Genomic DNA, 19,340 nt, shown 5'->3' on the forward strand with positions numbered 1-19,340 from the left:
CTACCCCACTTCCACTTCGGTCGCAGACTGCGCTGGCCTGCGCGACGTCAGGGCGCCCAGCACGCGGCTGACCAATTGCCGGCTGGCATCGCGCCAGGTCAACCAACTCCAATCTGCGCTCGCACGGCTTGCCGGGAAGCGATCGCTGTTCTCGAACTCCTGCACCAGTTCGGCCAAGCTTTCCGGGCGCTGCAGATCGAAGTAGGCCACGAAGTCGCCGCCTACCTCGCGGAACACCGGAATGTCGCTGGCCATTACCGGAAGGTTGCGCTGCATGGCCTCCACCAACGGCAGGCCAAAGCCTTCGACATAGGACGGGAAAACCAGCGACCGGGCATTGGCGTAGGCGTACTCCAGGCCCCGGTCATTGAGCTTGTTGAACATGAACAGGCGCTTGTTCAGCTCCGCGTGGCCACGGATGCGCGCCATCAGGTCTTCGCACTTCCAGCCGTAGCGGCCGATGATGCACAGCCGCGCGGAAGAGCCGGCCGCCCACAGTCGCTCGAAGGCATCAAGCAGGTACGCATGGTTCTTGCGCGGCTCGATGGTGCTGACCATCAGGTAGACCGGCGCACCGTCCTCGAACATCTGCACCAGTTTGCCGTCCAGCTGCGAGGCATCGTGCACCAGGTCCAGTTCCGAGCCGAGGTAGAAGTGCTCGAACCACAGGCCCTGCGCAACCTCCTCGCCTCGACGACGAACGATCTCGGCGCGCACCTGGTCGCGGATGGTGGTGGAGATGCAGATGAAGCCGTCGGCCATTTCAACGATCCAGTCGAACCAGCGGTCGAACACCTTCACCAGTCCGGCATCGCAGAATTGCGGGTGGGTGCAGGGAATCAGGTCGTAGATCACCGAGATCATCCCGACGCCTTTCGCCTTGAGCTTTTCCGCAACCGGGAAGAAGTCGGCGTGCCAGGACGAATCGAGCAGCAGCAGTTGGTCGCCGGGCTGGACGTCCATCGGCTCCAGGCGTTCGGGCACAATGTGATTGCGCGACGCGAACATGGCAAAGCGCAATGGCAGAGTGATCGCCAGGCTGGCGATCTTGCACAGCACATAGAGTGCCCGGCGTGCATTGTGATAACGATTCATCGGCCAGCGCCGCTCCAGGCTCGCATGGCGAACCCAGTAATCGTTGCGCCATTGTTCCAGCGCGATCTTCATGCGGCTGTGCCAGGGCAGCTCCTCGGTCGACAACGGCGCCAGGTGCAGTACCCGATGCATACGACCATTGATGAAAGCCACCGGAATGCATTCGACTCCGCCTTCGGCATCCTCAAGATGGCGAATGACGTTGCGCACCACGCGCTGGATGCCAGAATTCACGTGCGGATGTTCGAAGACATAGGTGCATTCGACGAGCAGGCGCATCAGGAGTGCTCTCCACTGCGTTGAACCAGGGAATCGCTGGGGAAGTGCTCAATGCTGGCGCGGGCGTCCAGCCAGGAATAGCCGATGAAGTTCTCGCGGGTGCTGTTGACCACATGGAAGATCATCGCGCAGTCCCGCCACTCGTAGTTGCCGTCCAGGTGCGAGTCGAGCCGCGAAAGGCTCAGCGACACCGAGTAATTGCCGGCCCCCAGACGCATGGGAAATGCATAGCGGTAAACCAGCCGGTCCCCCACCCTCAGGCCCTTCTGCACCTGCTTGAGGCGGTGCGAGTTGATGCCGTACATCGCTTGGCCGAGCCGGTCCTTGAGCATGAAGCCGAGGACCAGGCGATCGACGTCCTGGCAGACCCGAACGCCGACCTCCAGCACGACGTCGTGGCCGACCTCCACCAGGTCGATGTCCTTGCCACCCGCATCGAGCAGCCGCACCGACTCGATTTCAGCCTCACCGGTGCCTGAGATGGTTCGAGCCTTGCCGTTGGCCAGCATTTCCTGGCGCACGAGGTGGTTGAGCCCCTCGCCCATGCGCGCGTGGTAGTAGTCCATGACCATTTCCGGGTCGCCCTGCATCGCCACCTGGCCGAACTCCAGCAGCACTGCGCGATCGCAGATGGACTGAATGGAGAAGCGGTCGTGGGAGACGATCAGCAGCGTGGTGCCGGCGCGGCGGAAGCTGCGGATACGCTCGAAACTCTTGTGCTGGAAATACGAATCGCCGACCGACAGAGCCTCGTCGATGATCAGCACGTCCGGTCGCCGCGCGGTGGCCACGCTGAACGCCAGGCGCATCTGCATGCCGCTGGAATAGGTGCGCACCGGCTGGTCGATGGCGGCGCCGATTTCGGCAAAGGCTTCGATCTCCGGGAACAGCGCGTCGATCTCTCCGCGCTGCAGCCCGAGCAGTTGCGCAGCCATGTAGACGTTCTGCCGACCGGTAAACTCCGGATGGAAACCCATGCCCAGTTCGAGCAGGGCAGATACCGTTCCGCCCACCTCGCAGGTACCGCTGGTGGGCTGGGTAGTGCCAGTGATGATCTTGAGCAGGGTGCTCTTGCCCGCTCCATTGGAGCCGACGATGCCGACCGCCTCGCCCGGTTCGATCTCCAGGGAAATGTTCTGCAGGACCCAATGCTTGTGATGCCGCGGCGTGCCGCCGGGAGCCATCCACTCGACCAGGCGCGACCAGCGCTTGGGGTACTGACGATAGGCCTTGCCCAGTTGCTGAATGCGGATATGGCCCATCAGAGTTCGTCCACCATTTCACCCGCGCGGGCGCGATACAAGGCCATGGCCAGCACGCACAGCAGCACTCCGGACACCGCGACCGGCAGCAACTGCGACAGCTGCGGCCACTGGCCGTGGAGGAACAGGTTCTGGTAGGCCTGCATCAGGCCGGTCAGCGGATTGAGCTGTACCAGCCGGCCGATCGACTCCGGCAGGATGGTCAGCGGGTAGACGATGGGGGTAAGCCAGAACCAGAACTGCAGGAGAATCCCGAACAGTTGCCCGACATCGCGGAAGAACACGTTGAGCACGCCAACCAGCATGCCCAGGCCGACGGCGAACACCAGTTGCAGGGCCAGCAGTAGCGGGAACGACAGCAATGCCACGCCTGGCAGGCGCCCGGTGATCAGCAGGAAGCCGATGAACAAGGCGAAGATGATGGCGAAATTGAGCAACGCGTTGCAGACGCTCACCACCGGCAGGCAGAGGCGCGGGAAGCTCAGCTTCTTCAGCAGGTTGGCGTTCTCCAGGAACATGTTCAGGCAGCGACTGACCACTTCGGAGAACAATCCCCAGGTGAGCAGGCCCGCGCACAGGAACACGCTGTAGGCCATCTTGTCGTCCACACCCGGCAAGCGCGCGCGCATCACTTCGGAGAAGATCACGGTGTACACCAAGATCATCGCCAGGGGATTGAGGACGGTCCAGGCCGCCCCCAGCAACGAGCCGCGATAACGCGACTCGAACTCTCGACGCACACTGCCCGCAATGAAGCCACGGTACTGCCAGGTGCCTTTCAAACTGCTCAGCGACATCAGACGATCCTGCCGTAGATATCCTCGAAGCGAACGATATCGTCTTCGCCCAGGTACTCGCCGCTCTGCACCTCGATCATCACCAGGTCGATCACTCCGGGGTTCTCCAGGCGATGACGGTGACCTGCGGGGATGTAGGTGGATTCGTTGCTGTTCACCAGACGTACAGACTCGCCGTTGGTAACCTTGGCCATGCCCTGCACCACGACCCAGTGTTCACTGCGGTGATGGTGCATCTGCAGCGACAGCGCTGCGCCGGCCTTGACCACGATGCGCTTGATCTTGAAGCGCGGGCCTTCCTCGAGGACGGTGTAGGTGCCCCAGGGCCGGCTGACGGTCCGATGCAGGCGATATGCTTCGTTGTCGGTGTCCTTGAGCTGTTTGACCACCTTGCGCACATCCTGCGCGCGGTCGGCCCGCGCCACCAGAATCGCATCGGCGGTCTCGACCACGACCAGTCCCTCGACGCCGACGGTGGCGATCAGCCGACCTTCGCTCTGTACGTAGTTGTCACGGCTATCGACGAAGATGGCATTGCCGGCGGCGCGGTTGTTGTCGGCATCGGCGTCCACCAGGGCGCTCATGGCGGTCCACGAGCCGATATCGCTCCAGTCGAACGCCGCCGGGATCACGGCGACGCGGTCGGAACGTTCCATCAGCGCATAATCGATGGAGATGTCCTCCAGCGCGCAGAAATGCTCCGAGGGCAGCTCCTGCTGGACCAGGCTGCCGAAGTCCGCCGGCTGGCTGGCCATCTGGCAGGCGATGGCCTGTTCGAGCATCTGCGGAGCGTACTTTTCCAGCTCGCTGATGAAGGTGCCGACGGTGAAGCAGAACATGCCGGAGTTCCACAGGAAGGTACCCGCCTGCAGAAAGCCCCTGGCGGTATCCAGGTCGGGCTTCTCGACGAAGCGCTTCACGCGGCTGCCACCCTTGGAGTCCAGGGCATCTCCCATCTCGATGTAGCCGAAGCCGGTTTCCGGAGCGTTGGGCACGACACCGAACGTCACCAGCTGTCCTGCTTCCGCCAGCTCCACCGCGTGCTCGACACAACGGGCAAAGACCTCGACGTCACGGATCAGGTGATCCGCCGGCATCACCACCATGGTGACGTCATCGCCGTGCAGCGCACGCAGCGCCAACGCAGCCACCGCAATGGCCGGAGCGGTGTTACGCCCGGCCGGCTCGAGGATGAAGTGGCCCCGCTGGCGCAGCTTGGCCGACTGGAAATGGTCCTTGCTCTGGAAGTAATAGTCGCGGTTGGTCACCGTGACGATGTGTCCGTCCGCACCCAGCAGGCTGGCCGCGCGCCGGTATGTCTTGCTCAGCAGCGACTGCCCGTCGGGCATCGCCATGAACGGCTTGGGCTGGCCTTCTCTAGAGACCGGCCACAGCCGGGTACCGGCTCCACCGGAAAGGATGACAGGGACGAGCATGGATCACTCCTTGTCAACGCGACGCAGGTCGGCGTCGACCATCATGTGGATAAGGTGCTCGAGGCTGGTCTTCGGGCTCCAGCCCAGCACGCGCTCGGCCTTTCCAGGGTTGCCCAGCAGCACATCCACTTCCGCGGGGCGGAAGAACGCCGGGTCGATGACCACATGATCCTGGTACTTCAGACCTACATATTCGAAGGCGATACGGCACATATCGCGGACGGTGGTCGTCACGCCGGTGGCGACCACATAGTCATCCGGTTGATCCTGCTGCAACATCAGCCACATGGCCTCGACGTAGTCGCCGGCGAAGCCCCAGTCGCGCTTGGCGTCGATGTTGCCCAGGCGCAGTTCGTTCTGCTTGCCCAGCTTGATGCGCGCTACCGCGTCGGTGACCTTGCGGGTCACGAACTCGATGCCGCGCAGCGGCGATTCGTGGTTGAAGAGGATGCCGCTGGAAGCGTGAAGCTCTCGCGATAGTTAACGGTGATCCAGTGGCCATAGAGCTTGGCAACACCATAGGGGCTGCGCGGGTAGAACGGGGTGTTCTCGTCCTGCCGCTCGGCCTGGATCAGGCCGAACATCTCGCTGGTGGACGCCTGGTAGAAGCGGGTTTCCGGGCTGAACTGACGGATGGCTTCCAGCAGATGGGTCACGCCCAGGCCATCGACGATACCGGTGGTCACCGGCTGGTCCCAGGAGCTACCGACGAAACTCTGTGCACCCAGGTTATAGAGCTCGTCCGGCTTGGCCTTGATGACTGCCCGCTGCACGGACGAGGCGTCTGCCAGATCGCCGTCGAGGTAGACCACCTCGGACTCGATCCCCAGCTCACGCAACCGCCAGCGCGTATCGCTGCTGCGTCGCGCTACCAGTCCGTGGACCTTGTAACCCTTTTCCAGCAGCAGCTTCGCAAGGTAGGCGCCATCCTGTCCGGTCAGGCCGGTGATCAGAGCACTTTTTGTCATTCTTCTAGCATCCGTGGTGGCTCGCAGATGAAAGCGCTGCGAGCTCGTTGTAGTTATGCCGGAGACTCGATCGGTTTCCACCCGTACGTGCCTCCGAGTACTGCAAGTTACCTGTGACCCCATTCCCCCTGGCAGGCCTGGCGGGGTCTTGAACCGGCGGCGGTAACACCGCCTGGTCGCCAATACTCCGCGACCGGTATCACTCCTGCAAAGCGCGGACATCCCAGTCAGCCAGTACATCCAGCAGGATCTGCTCCATCCCGTGGACCGGTTTCCAACCGGTGTCACTCTGCAGCTTCGCGCTGCTGCCGCGCACACGCCTCTGCTCGGCCTTGCGCATCCTTTGCGGGTCCTGGCGGATCTGCAGATCCACTCCCGCCAGCAAGGCCATCTGGCCGATCACGTCACGCAGGCGATATTCCTGGCCCGAGCAGACGTTGTATACCTCCCCCGACTGCCCTTTTTCGAGCAATGCGAAGTAGGCTGCCAGTACGTCACGTACGTCGAGGAAGTCGCGGGTGACGTCGATATCCCCCACCTCGATGCACGCATCCTGTAATCCATGACGAATACGCGCGAGTTGTCTTGCAACCGCCGGTATCACGAAATCGGCCTTCTGGCCCGCGCCCACATGGTTGAACGGACGTGCCACCATCATGCGCCAAGGCTCGGTGAAGCTCCACTGCTGACAAAGCAGTTCAGCGGCAACCTTGCTCACCCCATAGGGGTTGCGCGGCCTGGGCATCAGTTGCTCAGTAATGGGCAACCGCTCTTCGACCACCTGCCCGTAAACATCCCCGGAACTCACGAACAGGAAATCTCCGGAAAAACCACTGCGCTTGAGCGACTCCAGCAGGTTCAACGTTCCCAGCAGGTTCACCTGCAATGTACCGGCGGGATCGCGGAACGACTGCGGCACAAAAGTCTGGCCGGCCAGGTGAATCACCGCATCGGGCGGGCCGCCGGCGAGGAAGTCGTCCAGCCTACCGGGCTGGCTGAGGTCTATGCGGGGCACGTCCATCAGTTGCCAGGAGGCGGGCACCATCGTTTGCAAGTGCGTGCCGACAAAACCGGAAAGTCCCGTGACGAGGAGTCGCTTGTCCAATGGCCAGTCTCTCTGATTGCTCTGGAAGAAAAAAACCCGCAAGGGCTGACCGGTCAGTCATTCCTACCCGAACTACCTGGCAGTCTGCCGGGGTGCTCGAATGGTAGATGTGACTCGCCTCGAAGGCACTCGTTCCTGCCAGAAAATGCGAGGGTCCTCGCCCTCCAAGAGCTTGGTCTGCGCGGGGAAGAAACAGAGGAGTGCACATCGCGTCGACGCACTAGAGGGAGACGGCACCGTACGGTAGCATTCACGCCACCCAACCCTGGACGGCCTCTGTAGACATCTCGATGAAACTCGCCCTGATCTACACGTTATTGGCGGTAATCGCAACCGTTGCCAACATATTCTCCCAGGACATCACCACCCAGCTGTACACCGGCCCTTACGCCATTACCCTGTCCATCCTGATCGGCACGGGAGTCGGGCTGGTTGTTAAGTACATCCTCGACAAGCGTTACATCTTCCGCTTCACCGCGCGCGATGCAGCGCATGACGGCAAGACATTCATCCTGTACGCGTTGATGGGCGTGGTAACCACCGTGATCTTCTGGAGTTTCGAATTCGGCTTCGAGCACCTGTTCGCCACCAAGGAAATGCGCTATCTGGGTGCGATCATCGGACTGGCCATCGGCTACGTCACCAAGTACGAACTGGACCGCCGCTTCGTCTTTCGCCAAGGAGTAGCCTGATGGAGCTGTCCGGATGGGGACACTATTCGCGCAGTGACTGCAATCTGCTATCGCCCCTGGGTAAAACGCCCGCTCTCCAGATGATCGCCGAGACACCACTGCTGCTAGCTCGGGGAATGGGCCGTAGCTATGGCGATGCCGCCCCCGGCGGAACCTTGCTGGGTACGCGCAAGCCTGATCGCCTGCGAGCCTTCGATGAACAGAGCGGCGGCCTGCGTTGCGATGCCGGTGCCCCACTGGCAGAGATCGTCGACGTGTTCCTGCCCCGAGGCTGGTTCCCGCGATTGGTCAGTGTCCCCGGCGCCATCGCCAGCGACGCTCACGGCAAGAACCACCACCTGGACGGCAGCTTCAGCGCATTCGTCGACTCCTTGACCTTGGCCTGCGACGACGGCCAGGTCCGACACTGCTCGCACAGCGAACCCCCGGAGCTGGTTCTGGCTACCTGCGGTGGCATGGGACTGACCGGGGTCATTCCGGAAGCGGCCCTGCGACTGCGCGGCATCAGCAGCGCCCATATCAAGCAGGTAACTTTCAAGGCACAGAACCTTCGGCAAGCGCTGGAGCTGTTCGAAGAGCATCATCGCAACACCTATTCGGTCGCCTGGTTCGACTGCATCGCCCTGGGTCGCTTGCTGCTAATGATCGGGGAACATGCCCGCGACCAGAATCGTCACGTCCGTACCGGGCTGCCCCTGAGCATTCCGGCCGACGCTCTCTCGGCATTGCTCAGCCATTACTCGATCCAGGCCTTCAACAGCCTGCTCTATCACCGAGTGCGCCGCCAACGCAGCCAGCAGCGAGTCGATTACCGGAACTTTTTCTTTCCGCTGGATGGGATTGGCCAGTGGAATCGCCTGTATCGGCGCCACAGCTTCGTCCAGTACCAGTTTGCCCTACCCCGCAAAACCGGCATCGAGGGCCTGAACGGCATCCTGAAGCAAATCGCTGCGTCAGGTCGCGGGTGCATTCCTCGCCGTACTCAAGGCCTTCGGGCCACGCAACGACTCGCCCCTGTCGTTCCCGCTGAAAGGCTAAACCCTGGCGCTGGACTTCAAGATGCAAAGCGACCTGCTGCCACTACTCGACGAACTGGACCGCTAGGTCCTGGAACACAGCGGTCGTCTCTACCTGGCCAACGACGCACGCATGAGCGCGGACACCTTCCGCCAAAGCTATTCGCGCGGGAAGGAATTCCAGGCGCTGTGCGAGCGCTAAGGCGCGCTCGGCAAGTTCGCTTCCCTGCAAGCCCAACGTCTAGGACTGGAATAGGACAACAATGAAAAATATCCTCGTCATCGGCACGACCTCTGCCATCGCCGAAGCGACTGCCCGCGGCGCCGAACGGTTCCTGCTGGCGCGCAATCAGGAGCGCCTGACGAACCGGAGCGAAGACCTCAAGGTGCGTGGCGTCAGCAGCATCCATAGCGAGATCTTCGACGCCGATGACTACGCCCGCCACACAGCCGTGATCGAGCAACTGGTCGGACCCGAACAGGTACTTATCGCACACGGCACCCTGGCCGACCAGAAGGTCTGCGAACAGGACGCGGCGCCGGCCCTGAGCGAACTCAACACCAACGCCCTGAGCGTAATCAGTCTGCTGACCCCGCTGGCCAACGATTTCGAGCGGCAGGGCCATGGTAGCATCGCCGCGATCAGCTCGGTCGCCGACAACCGTGGCCGCCAGTCCAATTGCATCTACGGCACCGCCAAGGGCGCGCTGAGCATCTTCCTCCAGGGCTTGCGCAATCGCCTGCACAAGCCGGATGTTCAAGTCCTCACCATCAAGCCCGGCTTCGTCGACACACCGATGACCACCGCAGCCGTTCCCAAAGGCCCGCTCTGGGCGACTCCGGAAAAGGTCGCGGGTGACATTGAAAAAGCCATCAGCAAGAACAAGGACGTGCTTTACACGCTGGGACTCTGGTACTTGATCATGGCGATCATCCTCTCCATGTCGGAGTTCATCTTCAAGCGGCTATCGCTCTAAGACGAGGCGGCACATGTTGAAGCAAACAGGGCTCTGGCTCTGCCTCGGACTTTATCTGACCCTCGCCGTCATCACGTTGGCCCTGTGGCAGCACAAGGGCATCAACCAGGTCACGGGGGACGAACCCCACTACCTGATCATCGCCGACGGCATTGTCCGCGACGCGAGTTTCGACGTGAGCCAGGCCTATTCGCGCGAGTTCGCCAAGCGCCGTATTTTTCCAGCGGGGCTGGCGCCTGCCGATGCTGTGCCCGGACCCTCCAACACCCACGGGCTTCCCGGCCCGAATGGGCTGTTCAGCGGCCATAACATCGGCCTTCCCTTGTTGATGGCATTGCCCTTGAAGCTGGGCGGGACTCTGGGCAGCAAACTGTTCATGATCTTGCTCAGCAGTTGGGGGGTGGTATTGGCCTGGAAGCTCTCCCGCCACTACGGGGCCTCGCCAAATGTAGCCACGCTGGCGGTCGTCGCCTTAACGACGGGACTGCCGATGCTTCCCGCCGCGAACCAGATCTACCCCGACCTTCTGGCCGGCCTGATCTGTCTGAGCGGCCTGTATTGGCTGGCGACCGCACATTATCAGCGGCGCTCTCTGACAAACCTTGGGCACGCCCTGGCAGTAGCCCTCCTGCCCTGGCTGCAAATCAAGTTCAGCGCTGCCGCACTCGTCCTGGTGCTGGCTGGCGCATGGCTGTCCATTCAACAGCGGCGCGGCGCCATCCAGACACTGCTGTGGCCGGTGTCATTGGGGACATCCCTCTTCCTGCTGGCCAGCTACAACCTCTACGCCTACGGCAAGATGAGCGGGCCATATCAAAGCGATGCACTGGAAATCAGTGCGAACGCGCTGATGGTGCTGGTGGGCCTGCTGGTCGATCAGAACCAGGGCATGCTAATGCAGAACCCGATGCTGGTGCTGGGAGCGATGTTCGTCCTCCCCCTGACACGACGCGAGCCAAGGCTGATGATCACCTGGCTGCTGGTGTTCCTGGCATTGCTGGTCCCCAACGCCATGCACCCTAACTGGTATGGCGGAGGTTCGTTTTCCGGGCGATTCGGCTGGTCCGCTGCCCTATGCCTGTTCCTGCCCACCCTGGCGGCCATTCCTCCCCTCATGGAGCGCATCGGAAAGCGGCCCATGATCGTTCTGTTGATCGCCTTCATCCTCCTACAGGCATACGCATTCAAGTGCTACGCCTGGTCCGGGATCAATCTCTATCAGCGCCCGGCGGAAACCTGGCTGAGCGCCTATTCGATCTTCTATGGTCGTTTCAGCACCTGGCTGCCAGCGTTGTACGACATCCAATGGGCGCCCACCTTTGCGCCCAATTACCTATTCGCTCTTCTGCTGCCGCTGATGATGGCCTACGGCTGGCATGTCTTCTGTAGAAGCTCGACCGCTGGCCTGCTGCGCCCGCGTAATATCCTGGCCGGTGTCATACTCCTCGTGCCGCTGACCGGTTCGCTCAGCCATTATGACGAGCCGCCGTTGCAGTTCCCTGCCGCGACACTGCCTTCGTTGACCGGTCAGATGGACGGCTGGGGCAGGCTTGCCCTGCCCCAGCGTGACGCTCCCGGCTTCGTATCTTTCGGTCCCTACATCATGCTTCCCCAGGGCCGCTATCGCCTGAGTATCAACTATCAGGGAAGCGCCCCTTCGAGCGAATCCGTGGCCACCTGGGACGTCTATCGCCCCCGCTCGAGCGACCCCGTGCTCACGACGGTATCACTGCCTGGCACATCCGGGGCCGAAGCCCGCCAGGAGATCGAGTTCCGCGTGAAACGTTCACGACTGGAACCCTACGAGTTTCGCGTGTCCTGGCCCGGGGGCGCGGAACTGAGGGTGATATCGCTGGCCATTGAGCGCCTGCACTGACTTCCTCTTGCCCACGGAAAGGAATCGATGACTCTAAGCGTCCCCCTCAGCTCCGCATGGCCATCCTTCAGATCGCTGGTCTGCGCTCTCTTTGTTGCGCTGAGCCTTTATGCGCTGCTGCATGGCGCAGCAGGCAGGCTGGGACAGGAGGTGCTTCCCGTCGAGGATTTCGCCGCTGACATGCTGCTGGTGAATCAGTTGCACGACGAGGGCTACTTGCTAACGGGACACTATTCGCGCTACGGCTTCAACCACCCGGGCCCCGTGTTCCTGTACGCCAATGCCCTGTTCGAACAGGTGGGCGCCGTTTTCCATCTGCCACGGTCAAGCAGTTGGCTGCTCTGCGCCCTGACCTTCAACTTCGGCTTCCTGCTATTGGCCAGTTGGTGCATCGCCCGACTGTTCGGGCAGTGCCTTTCAGCAACGGCAGTCACTGTCGTGCTGCCAATAGCAATACTGATCGGCGGCAATCTGGTTTCTGCGTGGATGCCCTACCGCCTGATCCTGCCTTTTGCTGTGTTCTACCTGTCCATCCTGCTGGTGCTCTGCAAAGGCCTGCGCTATCTGCCACTGGCAATGCTGATGGCATGTGTGCTGAATCATGGCTACATCAGCATGCCGATCGCCACGCTCCCATTACTGGCCGTGGTAACACTCGTGGTACTGCGACGCGACGGTGTGCAACACGACTGGTCGCTGCGCTGGCTGGCCGTCAGCCTGATCATCGGCGCGCTCTTCTTCCTGCCGATCCTGCTTGACGTGCTGCTTCACGCCGACAGCAATCCACTGCGGGTTCTCAGAGCACAGCAAGCCCTCAACGGCATGGAAACGGCCAAGCTGGCGGAGTCCCTGAGCTACACCCTGTCATTCTGGAACCTGGCCGGTGCCCTGGTCGTTCCGGCCACACTCTTCTGGCTGGCCTCCAACTCGAACGCCACCTCGCAGCGGCACCAGGTATTGGGGCACGCAGCACTTGTTGCAATAGTCATGAGCGCCACTTTCACGCTTTATCACCTCAAGGTGCCCAAGCCGCTATACCCCTTCATGGGCTTGTACTATCTTGCGATTCCCGCGACGCTGGGATGCCTGCTCATCCAGGCAGGCTTGCTCAGCATTGCCCAGAGGACCTTGCGCAGAGCCCTCACCCTGTGCCTGGGCGCCGCCGGTGCCATCTGGCTCGCGAGTCACCCGGCGCCCCCTTTGGAGCGCAATGGCGAGATCGGCGAGATCGGCGGCTTTCTTGTCAGTCGATACGGCCATCAGGTCGCTCTGGATTACTCTGCCCAGGACGAAGCGCTCTGGGCCAGCACCGCCGGATTACTGGTATACCTGAAAGACCATGGCGTGGATGCTTGCGTCGCCCGCCCGGAAATGGACTACCTGTTCTCCCGCAAGGGCGTCTGTGCTCCCGGGGCAGTCGCCGATGTGCAACTGGTGAAAGCCACAGCCTGCGTAGCGGATTGCCTGTTCACAACAGCGACCCTGGCGCTCGATCGTCCGCCATTCAGTGCGGAACAGCGGCGAATCGATTACCCCGCATGCAACCTGCCCCGACTGGATTCAAGTAGCGTCAGCGCAGACTGCGAAGTCACTTCAAGCAGGAGCGGTCTGGTGACCTTCGGTCCTTATGTGCAGTTGCCCCCGGGTCGCTACCGGATCGAGATCGAATTCGCCACCAGCCTTGCGCGCGGCACGCAGGCCGGCCAATGGGACATTGCATTCGACAGAGGGCAAGGGATGCTCGGCAAGGGCGAGTTGACCGGCACCGATGGTACCCGCGAGGTAATGAGCACCGAGTTCACCAACGATCAGCGTCATGAAATCGAAGTCCGAACCTACCTGTATGCGCAAGGTTCTCTGACCATCCATCGAGTCAGCCTGCAGCGGCTCTAGGCATAACTACAAGACGGCAATTACGACCATGCTGGGCATCACGCGCTTTTTCCTGGCCATTCTGGTACTGCTCTCACATACGACCGGCGCGGGATTCACCTTTAATCCCGGTGTAGTCTCCGTGATCGTCTTCTATTTCACCAGCGGCTATCTGATGCAGCGGAGCTACACGCGCTTCATCGAGCACTCCAGCACACCGATCCGGTCGTTCTATGCCGACCGGATACTAAAGCTGTTCCCCCAGTATGCGTTGGTCGCCCTCACCAGCTTTGCCGCCATTGCCTGGTTCGGCCCCGCCGAGCACGTGCTGTTCCTCAACCAGGAACCAAGCCTGGTCAAGATTGCACTCAATCTGGCGCTGCTGCCCGCCAACTATGTATTTCCACCCCTGACGATCGAGGGAATCCTCCCTCACCCGATCATTCCACCTGCCTGGTCGCTCGCCAGCGAATTTCATTTCTACCTGCTCCTGCCCTTGATCTTTATGCTGCCGCGCAATCGGTTCGCGATGCTGGCCGGCGCAGCGCTGGTGATTCAGATCAGCGCTCTGTTCTTCGGCAGCGGCTCCTTCAACAGTGACAACTTCGGCTACCGATTCATCTTTGGCGTGCTGGTGTTCTTCCTGGCCGGCTGCGCTTACGCGCGCAGCACTACCGAGACCTTCTACCGGCTGCTGCTGCAGACTGTCTGGACGATCTATGCACTGATGTTGATTGGCGTGGCGCCAACGCTTGGGCTATTCAAAAACCGTTTTGCCCTGGAGGCGCTGCTGGGGGCGGTACTTGCCTGGCCGCTGGTAGCCGCCGCTCTGCGGGCTCAAATCAGTGAGCCCTGGTTGAAGGCCCTGGACAATCGACTGGGGCGCCTTGCCTATCCAGTCTTCATCAGCCACTTCCTGGCCTTCTACCTGAGTGAAAAATGGCTGGGCTTCCAGGGACAGGAAGGAGCCGCAATTCCCGCCTGCATTCTTATCTGCCTGGCAATCTCACTCGTCCTGATGAAGCTGCAGACCCTCATCGACAACTATCGCCTGCAGCGGCGAGGCTTCTCCAGCATGGCTCCGGGCAAGCTCAACACTCCCGCCCCCGGGACTTTTCCTCATGGCCGCGAGATCTGACAGCGCATGAATCAACCCCAGAACAGCAAGACCTATTTCCATGCACTGGATGGCTTGCGCGGTATCGCCGCTGTCGCTGTCGCGCTATTCCACTGGTTATTGAGCTTTGCCGGATTCCTCGCCGTAGACTTCTTCCTGGTACTCAGCGGCTTCATCCTCGCCCATCGGTATCTGTATTCCGAACGCGAGGTCAGCACAGGTCGCTTCGTCCTGAGCCGCATCGCCCGTCTCTACCCAATGCACTTGTTCGGCCTACTCAGCTACGCGGTCGTCTATACCCTGCTGGCCGGCAGCATTCCCCGCTATCCCGATGGCACGCTGTTCACCTTCGTCCAGCAACTGACCATGACCCACAATATCGGCCTGAACCCCCACGGCCAGACCTGGAACGTGCAGAGCTGGTCCATTTCCGTGGAGTTCTGGTTGAACCTGGTGTTCTTCTGTTGGGTGCGCCGCTCCACCAGCAGCCTGAGCCTGCTGATCATGAGTATCGCCGGACTGGTGATCATCCACGGGATGACCGGGAGCATCGACACGACTTACCAGAACTATTTCCAGGTAATCAATTCCGGGCTATTGCGCGGCTGGTCGTCCTTTGTGCTCGGCGTTCTGGCCTATCGCGGCTGGCTTTGGGCCCGTAATCAGGATTGGCAACCTCGAGCCATCACGCTGGCCGAGCTGATCGCCATCCTCTGCGTGCTGGCGCTCTTCTTCGGCCGTGGCGAAAGCATGCAATCCATGCAGATCTTTGCGCCCTGGGTCTTCGCTGCGGTGGTAACGCTCTTTGCCCTGGAGCAGGGTCTGCCGGCCCGACTGATCGCACGCTGCCAGTGGCTTGGCACGATCTCTTACTCCATCTACCTCAACCATCTGGTGGTACTGATGCTGGTGGATACTGGACTTAAGGGGCTTGGACTGAGCCACGCCGCACTTACGCCCATCTACCTTGGCGGGCTGCTGGTTTACTCGATGGCGACTTACCGCTGGATCGAGCTGCCGGGCAAGACGTGGCTACTGCACCTGGCCAGCCCCGGCAGAACCGATCGCCAGGAAAAAACCGCCGAGGAAGAGTCGAGCACCAGAACCGACAGGCACTCAGGGTGACGGCAGGGGCTTCACCTGGCCATCCTGATCGATTTCGTACTGGGCCAAGTCGCGCGGAACGAACTCGAGCTTCGCATTGCGCAACGGCAGCACGGCAGCATAGGGCTTGTAGATGTGCAGCCAATCGCCATAGACGTACAAAGGCAGGCTTCCTTCGACGATCCGCACCGGGTGATCCGGCGGCAATGCGTCCAGACTGGCAAGCAGCCGATTCATATACCGGTGCGTCTGCTTGTAGACCACCCCGAATTCGGTGAACTGCGCCTTTGAAGCCTGATAGGCAAGCGGCGGATAAAGCACAGCCAGGCTGACTGCCAAGACACCCGTGGAACGCTGTCTGCGACCGTTACCACTGCGCCCCGGATCAGCCGGGTTCAGGATCAGGCACAAGAAGATCACCGGAATGAAGAGCACTTCGAAGTAGTAGCGCGGCATCATGGCCAACTTGGTACCGAACAATTGACCGCGGGACGAGCTGCTGATCATGACGAAGTTCAGTCCTACCAACGCCAGCAGCAACAGCCAGTAGATCAGGTTCTCCCGACGTCCGCGGCAAGTCACCAAGACGACCAGTGCCAAACAGGCGAGCACCAGAGCCCCGCGCCAGCTCCATGGGCCAGGTTGCTGCAGAACCAGTACATCAGCCAATGTGCGCATGAACGCGAGAGTGATCTCGGAGGCGACCGTGATCGACGAGGCTCCTTGCAACCGAAGAACCGGTGCGTAGAGCAGGTACCAACCGATATAGACCGCGACTGCCAGCAACATCGCCATCCCGACCGTATAGCGGCGCAGCACGGCGAACCCCAGACGCCAGCTCAGGCAAAACTCCAGTGCCAGCACGTAGACCGGGATCAGCACGGCCTTGCTGTAAAAACCGAAAGCCAGAACAAGGCAGACCCAGGAAGCCAGCAGATCGCGCCAACGCCCGTGCTCCCGATACCCCAAGTAGAAATACAGACAGGCGATACACATCAGCAAGTAAGGAAACCGATGAATCCCCGCGCTCCACCATGCCAGCAGCGGCAGCATCTGGCTGCTGCAGGCGAACAGCACCAGCAGCGGTCCGTTCCAAGGGCCGGCGGGACGCAGACGTCGCAGCAGGAGCGCTAGCATCAGGGTGGAAAGCAGCTGGAATGCCATCAATATCAGCAGCGCCAGGTCAAAATTCAGAGGCGCGAGCTTGAGCAGCAACCAACTGAACAGTCGGTGCAACGGCACAAAGTGAACATCGATCGGAGTGAACAGGTACTGCAGGAACGACATCGAACCAATCAACTGAAAGTGGTCGTAGTCATCACCGATAAAGTAGCTGTTGCGCAATGCGTATCGTGCGGTGACCCAGGAAAACGACAGGACCAGCAGCCCGACAAGGCTGTTCACCCAGAGTACTGACGAACGCCGAGCGGCTGCCGCTGGCATTGCTTTCATATTGCTCACTTACCTTGCCGAATGATGCTGCAACCTGTGTCCTGACTCTTGCGGGGATAGCCGTCCCAGTCATACACCGCCAGATAAGGCGGGAACAGCGCGCTGTCACAAAACACCCGGTAGTCGTTCGTCCGCGGCGGAGCAACCTGGATCATGCTGTCCCCGGAAATGCTCCAACGTGCCCCGGATTTTGCGAACTCATTGAAGAAGAACGGTTCGACACCGGAATAGCCGAACGAGACCGTTGTGCCCGGCGGTAACGCCGCAACCCAGACACGAATCTTCTCTACCTCCCGCGGCGCCAGGAACGACCGGTGCAGCAGGGCTGCGCGCGGCCACATCGGCTCGAACAGGGAAGTACGGGCCCAGGCGTAATGACCCAGCGGGTAGAGCAGCGCGACGGCCAGCACGGCAGTCGCCCCACGCGCCCAGAGCTGCGTATGCAGATCCTGGATACTCTGCAGCAGCCCCAGCAATACCAGCCAGATGGCGAAGATCAACGCGAAGCTGTACCACATATTGTGGCCATTCAGCGACAACGCCAGAAAGCCTGCGCCGTAGAACGTAAGCACCACGTCCTTGCCCAGGTCCCTGCGTGCGACCAGTTGCACCAGCGCCAGCACGAACAGCGAGCCCACCTTCAACCAGCCACCCGGGCCATCCATGACCGGGGAGCCCATCTTGAAGGCAAACTGGAATCGCATATCGTCGGCGAACGCACCAATGTGCTTCACCGCGAACAGTCCGTATGCCATCAACGCGACAGCCGCCAGCACCAGCATCAGCAACTCCAGCGGGCGAATCAGCAAATCCTCGCGCCGCAGGATCTTCCAGGCGACGAGCAATGCATAGGGTGGAAGCATGTAGACAGCGTTGAAATGGACAGTCGCCCCCAGCAGAACCAACGCCAGGCCCAATCCAGGACGTTCGCGCAACATGGCCCAGAGAGAGCCAAGGAAGATCAGAGTGTAAAAAGCCTCCATCCGCGCCATGTTGGAAATGGCTAGCGTATAGGGCGAGAGGAAGGCAATCAGCGTCAGCAACACTGCGATGCCCGCTTTCCAGCCATCCAGGCGCAGACTGCGCAAGATGCCCAGCGCCACGCAGAAGCTGCCCAGGTACAGCAACGTCGATACCCAGCGCGCCAAGTCAAAGCTATAGCCCAATACCTTGAATATGCCGGCCAGCAGCAGCATGTAGCCTGGCGGCATCCACATGACGATGCGCTCGGCGTTGAGTCCATAGACGAAGAAGCTGCCGGTTCGGCTGAACTCGAACGCCTGCGAAGTGAAGGCCGTCTCGTCATTCCAGGGAATGGGGAACTCGAAGCCCATTCCCACACGAACCACCAAGGCTGCCAGCAGCACCAGCAGCGCGGCTGCCATTTGTCCGTGTCGGCCGCCCAGCCAGCTCAGCAGGGTGCCGATACGCGTGACTCCAGTCATTGCTACATCCTTGTCAGAGAGGCTTGCGCGCAATGATCGCCTGGCTCTTGGGCATTGCCCGATCCAGCGCCTTCTTGATGCGCGGCCCTTCTTCCGTGGCAAGCATCATGTTCCAGGTGCGCGTCCAGCTATCGAGCAGCGGGTGCCAGGGCGGCGACAGGTCCTGCTTGCAGGCCCAGAAGAAGAACCACCACACCGACCAGTAGAAGCCGTAATGCGCCTGGCGCTCGATCACCAGGCCGGCGTCGCGGATCAACTGCTCGAAGGCGTCGCGCTCGAAGACACGGATATGGTTGGGGTGCTCGAAGTAGGCGGCAGGAGCCAGTTCCTTCTGCACGCTTTCGCCCAGCGGATCGGGCACGGTGATCAGGTAGAGCGCGCCGGGCTTGCCGACGCGGACCAGTTCGCTCATGAACTGCGCAGGATCCTCGACGTGTTCCAGCACTTCCATCGCCACGACCTTGTCCACCCGCGCATCTGGCAGGGGGATCGGATTGGCGTCGGTGACCAGGGGCAGCATGGCGCGGGCATTGGACCCCTGCAATGCCCGCTCGACGCCGGCTACCTTGTCGGCGTCGATGTCGGCGAAGATCACCTCGGCGCCGCGCTGGGCGCAGAAGGCAACGAAAGGCCCGTCGCCGCAACCGATGTCCAGCACAGAGTCTTCAGAACTGATCGGGAATCCCTCGAACAGCTCATCGGTTTCCTGGTGGAACCAGCCACTGAGGTAGGTATCGGTCAGCGTCGACAGATCCTCCGCCGGCGCTGCTGGAGGCGGCGTGGCCTCCTGCGGCTGGGTGACGGGCGCCGGCTTGCGCCCCAGGCTCTTGATGAACTCCAGCATGTC

The 19,340-nt window shown here is 61.3% G+C and carries 15 protein-coding genes and 1 pseudogene; 7 read left to right on the top strand and 9 right to left on the bottom strand.

The window, feature by feature from the left end; genetic code table 11:
* The 6 genes and pseudogenes from A6723_RS29655 to A6723_RS29680 all read right to left on the bottom strand — a co-directional run bounded on the left by A6723_RS29655 (position 1) and on the right by A6723_RS29680 (position 6,942).
* Positions 1 to 1,377, bottom strand: coding sequence for a glycosyltransferase family 1 protein (locus A6723_RS29655; protein ID WP_054907501.1), 1,377 nt, complete (start codon positions 1,375 to 1,377; stop codon positions 1 to 3).
* Positions 1,374 to 2,636, bottom strand: a complete 1,263-nt coding sequence (locus tag A6723_RS29660) for an ABC transporter ATP-binding protein (RefSeq protein ID WP_054907502.1) — start codon at positions 2,634 to 2,636, stop codon at positions 1,374 to 1,376. The genes A6723_RS29655 and A6723_RS29660 overlap by 4 nt, the downstream gene beginning before the upstream one ends.
* Positions 2,636 to 3,433, bottom strand: coding sequence for an ABC transporter permease (locus tag A6723_RS29665; protein ID WP_037011720.1), 798 nt, complete (start codon positions 3,431 to 3,433; stop codon positions 2,636 to 2,638). The genes A6723_RS29660 and A6723_RS29665 overlap by 1 nt, the downstream gene beginning before the upstream one ends.
* Positions 3,433 to 4,869: a mannose-1-phosphate guanylyltransferase/mannose-6-phosphate isomerase gene (locus A6723_RS29670; RefSeq protein WP_054907503.1), complete on the bottom strand. Its 1,437-nt coding sequence runs from the start codon at positions 4,867 to 4,869 to the stop codon at positions 3,433 to 3,435. Before A6723_RS29670 ends, A6723_RS29665 begins: the two co-directional genes overlap by 1 nt.
* Before the next feature lie 3 nt (positions 4,870 to 4,872).
* Positions 4,873 to 6,077 (bottom strand): annotated as a pseudogene (locus A6723_RS29675) (GDP-mannose 4,6-dehydratase).
* Positions 6,037 to 6,942 carry a GDP-mannose 4,6-dehydratase gene (locus A6723_RS29680; protein ID WP_054907633.1) on the bottom strand — a complete coding sequence of 302 codons (906 nt, stop codon included), beginning with the start codon at positions 6,940 to 6,942 and terminating at the stop codon, positions 6,037 to 6,039. The pseudogene A6723_RS29675 and the gene A6723_RS29680 overlap by 41 nt, the downstream one beginning before the upstream one ends.
* 290 nt (positions 6,943 to 7,232) lie before the next feature.
* On the opposite strand from A6723_RS29680, the gene A6723_RS29685 reads away from it, so the two are divergent.
* From A6723_RS29685 to A6723_RS29720, 7 genes are read left to right on the top strand one after another with little or no spacing between them, the layout of a single operon-like run.
* Positions 7,233 to 7,634 carry a GtrA family protein gene (locus A6723_RS29685; RefSeq protein ID WP_054907504.1) on the top strand — a complete coding sequence of 134 codons (402 nt, stop codon included), beginning with the start codon at positions 7,233 to 7,235 and terminating at the stop codon, positions 7,632 to 7,634.
* Complete coding sequence (locus tag A6723_RS31530; protein ID WP_256233655.1) at positions 7,634 to 8,917, top strand: FAD-binding protein; 1,284 nt, start codon at positions 7,634 to 7,636, stop codon at positions 8,915 to 8,917. Before A6723_RS29685 ends, A6723_RS31530 begins: the two co-directional genes overlap by 1 nt.
* On the top strand, positions 8,914 to 9,627 hold the full coding sequence (locus A6723_RS29700) for an SDR family oxidoreductase (RefSeq protein WP_054907507.1): 714 nt from the start codon (positions 8,914 to 8,916) through the stop codon (positions 9,625 to 9,627). The genes A6723_RS31530 and A6723_RS29700 overlap by 4 nt, the downstream gene beginning before the upstream one ends.
* 13 nt (positions 9,628 to 9,640) lie before the next feature.
* The gene (locus tag A6723_RS29705; protein WP_054907508.1) at positions 9,641 to 11,503 is read left to right on the top strand and encodes a hypothetical protein; all 1,863 of its coding nucleotides are present in this window, start codon (positions 9,641 to 9,643) and stop codon (positions 11,501 to 11,503) included.
* Between the two features lie 27 nt (positions 11,504 to 11,530).
* The gene (locus tag A6723_RS29710; protein WP_065348221.1) at positions 11,531 to 13,396 is read left to right on the top strand and encodes a hypothetical protein; all 1,866 of its coding nucleotides are present in this window, start codon (positions 11,531 to 11,533) and stop codon (positions 13,394 to 13,396) included.
* 28 nt (positions 13,397 to 13,424) lie between these two features.
* The gene (locus A6723_RS29715; RefSeq protein WP_054907510.1) at positions 13,425 to 14,513 is read left to right on the top strand and encodes an acyltransferase; all 1,089 of its coding nucleotides are present in this window, start codon (positions 13,425 to 13,427) and stop codon (positions 14,511 to 14,513) included.
* A gap of 6 nt (positions 14,514 to 14,519) precedes the next feature.
* Complete coding sequence (locus tag A6723_RS29720) at positions 14,520 to 15,617, top strand: acyltransferase (protein ID WP_054907511.1); 1,098 nt, start codon at positions 14,520 to 14,522, stop codon at positions 15,615 to 15,617.
* Here A6723_RS29720 and A6723_RS29725 read toward each other — a convergent pair.
* Genes A6723_RS29725 through A6723_RS29735 form a run of 3 tightly spaced genes read right to left on the bottom strand, consistent with a single transcriptional unit; the run spans position 15,609 to position 19,337 of the window.
* Positions 15,609 to 17,000 (bottom strand): hypothetical protein, encoded by a 1,392-nt coding sequence (locus A6723_RS29725; RefSeq protein WP_139093102.1) that lies wholly within the window; start codon positions 16,998 to 17,000, stop codon positions 15,609 to 15,611. The genes A6723_RS29720 and A6723_RS29725 overlap by 9 nt on opposite strands.
* 53 nt (positions 17,001 to 17,053) lie before the next feature.
* Complete coding sequence (locus A6723_RS29730; protein WP_175405597.1) at positions 17,054 to 18,493, bottom strand: hypothetical protein; 1,440 nt, start codon at positions 18,491 to 18,493, stop codon at positions 17,054 to 17,056.
* Positions 18,494 to 18,506: 13 nt separating this feature from the next.
* Positions 18,507 to 19,337, bottom strand: coding sequence for a bifunctional 2-polyprenyl-6-hydroxyphenol methylase/3-demethylubiquinol 3-O-methyltransferase UbiG (locus A6723_RS29735; protein WP_054907513.1), 831 nt, complete (start codon positions 19,335 to 19,337; stop codon positions 18,507 to 18,509).
* Positions 19,338 to 19,340 lie beyond the last annotated feature (3 nt).

It is taken from the genome of Pseudomonas sp. AU11447 (genome assembly GCF_001672555.2).
Taxonomy (GTDB): Bacteria; Pseudomonadota; Gammaproteobacteria; order Pseudomonadales; family Pseudomonadaceae; genus Pseudomonas; species Pseudomonas nitroreducens.

Excerpts from the sequence above, each read along its gene's own strand:
- A6723_RS29705 (WP_054907508.1), top strand. The coding sequence starts at position 9,641 with ATGTTGAAGCAAACAGGGCTCTGGCTCTGCCTCGGACTTTATCTGACC.
- A6723_RS29670 (WP_054907503.1), bottom strand. The coding sequence starts at position 4,869 with ATGCTCGTCCCTGTCATCCTTTCCGGTGGAGCCGGTACCCGGCTGTGG.
- A6723_RS29710 (WP_065348221.1), top strand. The coding sequence starts at position 11,531 with ATGACTCTAAGCGTCCCCCTCAGCTCCGCATGGCCATCCTTCAGATCG.
- A6723_RS29660 (WP_054907502.1), bottom strand. The coding sequence starts at position 2,636 with ATGGGCCATATCCGCATTCAGCAACTGGGCAAGGCCTATCGTCAGTAC.
- A6723_RS29730 (WP_175405597.1), bottom strand. The coding sequence starts at position 18,493 with ATGACTGGAGTCACGCGTATCGGCACCCTGCTGAGCTGGCTGGGCGGC.
- A6723_RS29700 (WP_054907507.1), top strand. The coding sequence starts at position 8,914 with ATGAAAAATATCCTCGTCATCGGCACGACCTCTGCCATCGCCGAAGCG.
- A6723_RS29685 (WP_054907504.1), top strand. The coding sequence starts at position 7,233 with ATGAAACTCGCCCTGATCTACACGTTATTGGCGGTAATCGCAACCGTT.
- A6723_RS29665 (WP_037011720.1), bottom strand. The coding sequence starts at position 3,433 with ATGTCGCTGAGCAGTTTGAAAGGCACCTGGCAGTACCGTGGCTTCATT.
- A6723_RS29735 (WP_054907513.1), bottom strand. The coding sequence starts at position 19,337 with ATGCTGGAGTTCATCAAGAGCCTGGGGCGCAAGCCGGCGCCCGTCACC.
- A6723_RS29720 (WP_054907511.1), top strand. The coding sequence starts at position 14,520 with ATGAATCAACCCCAGAACAGCAAGACCTATTTCCATGCACTGGATGGC.
- A6723_RS31530 (WP_256233655.1), top strand. The coding sequence starts at position 7,634 with ATGGAGCTGTCCGGATGGGGACACTATTCGCGCAGTGACTGCAATCTG.
- A6723_RS29715 (WP_054907510.1), top strand. The coding sequence starts at position 13,425 with ATGCTGGGCATCACGCGCTTTTTCCTGGCCATTCTGGTACTGCTCTCA.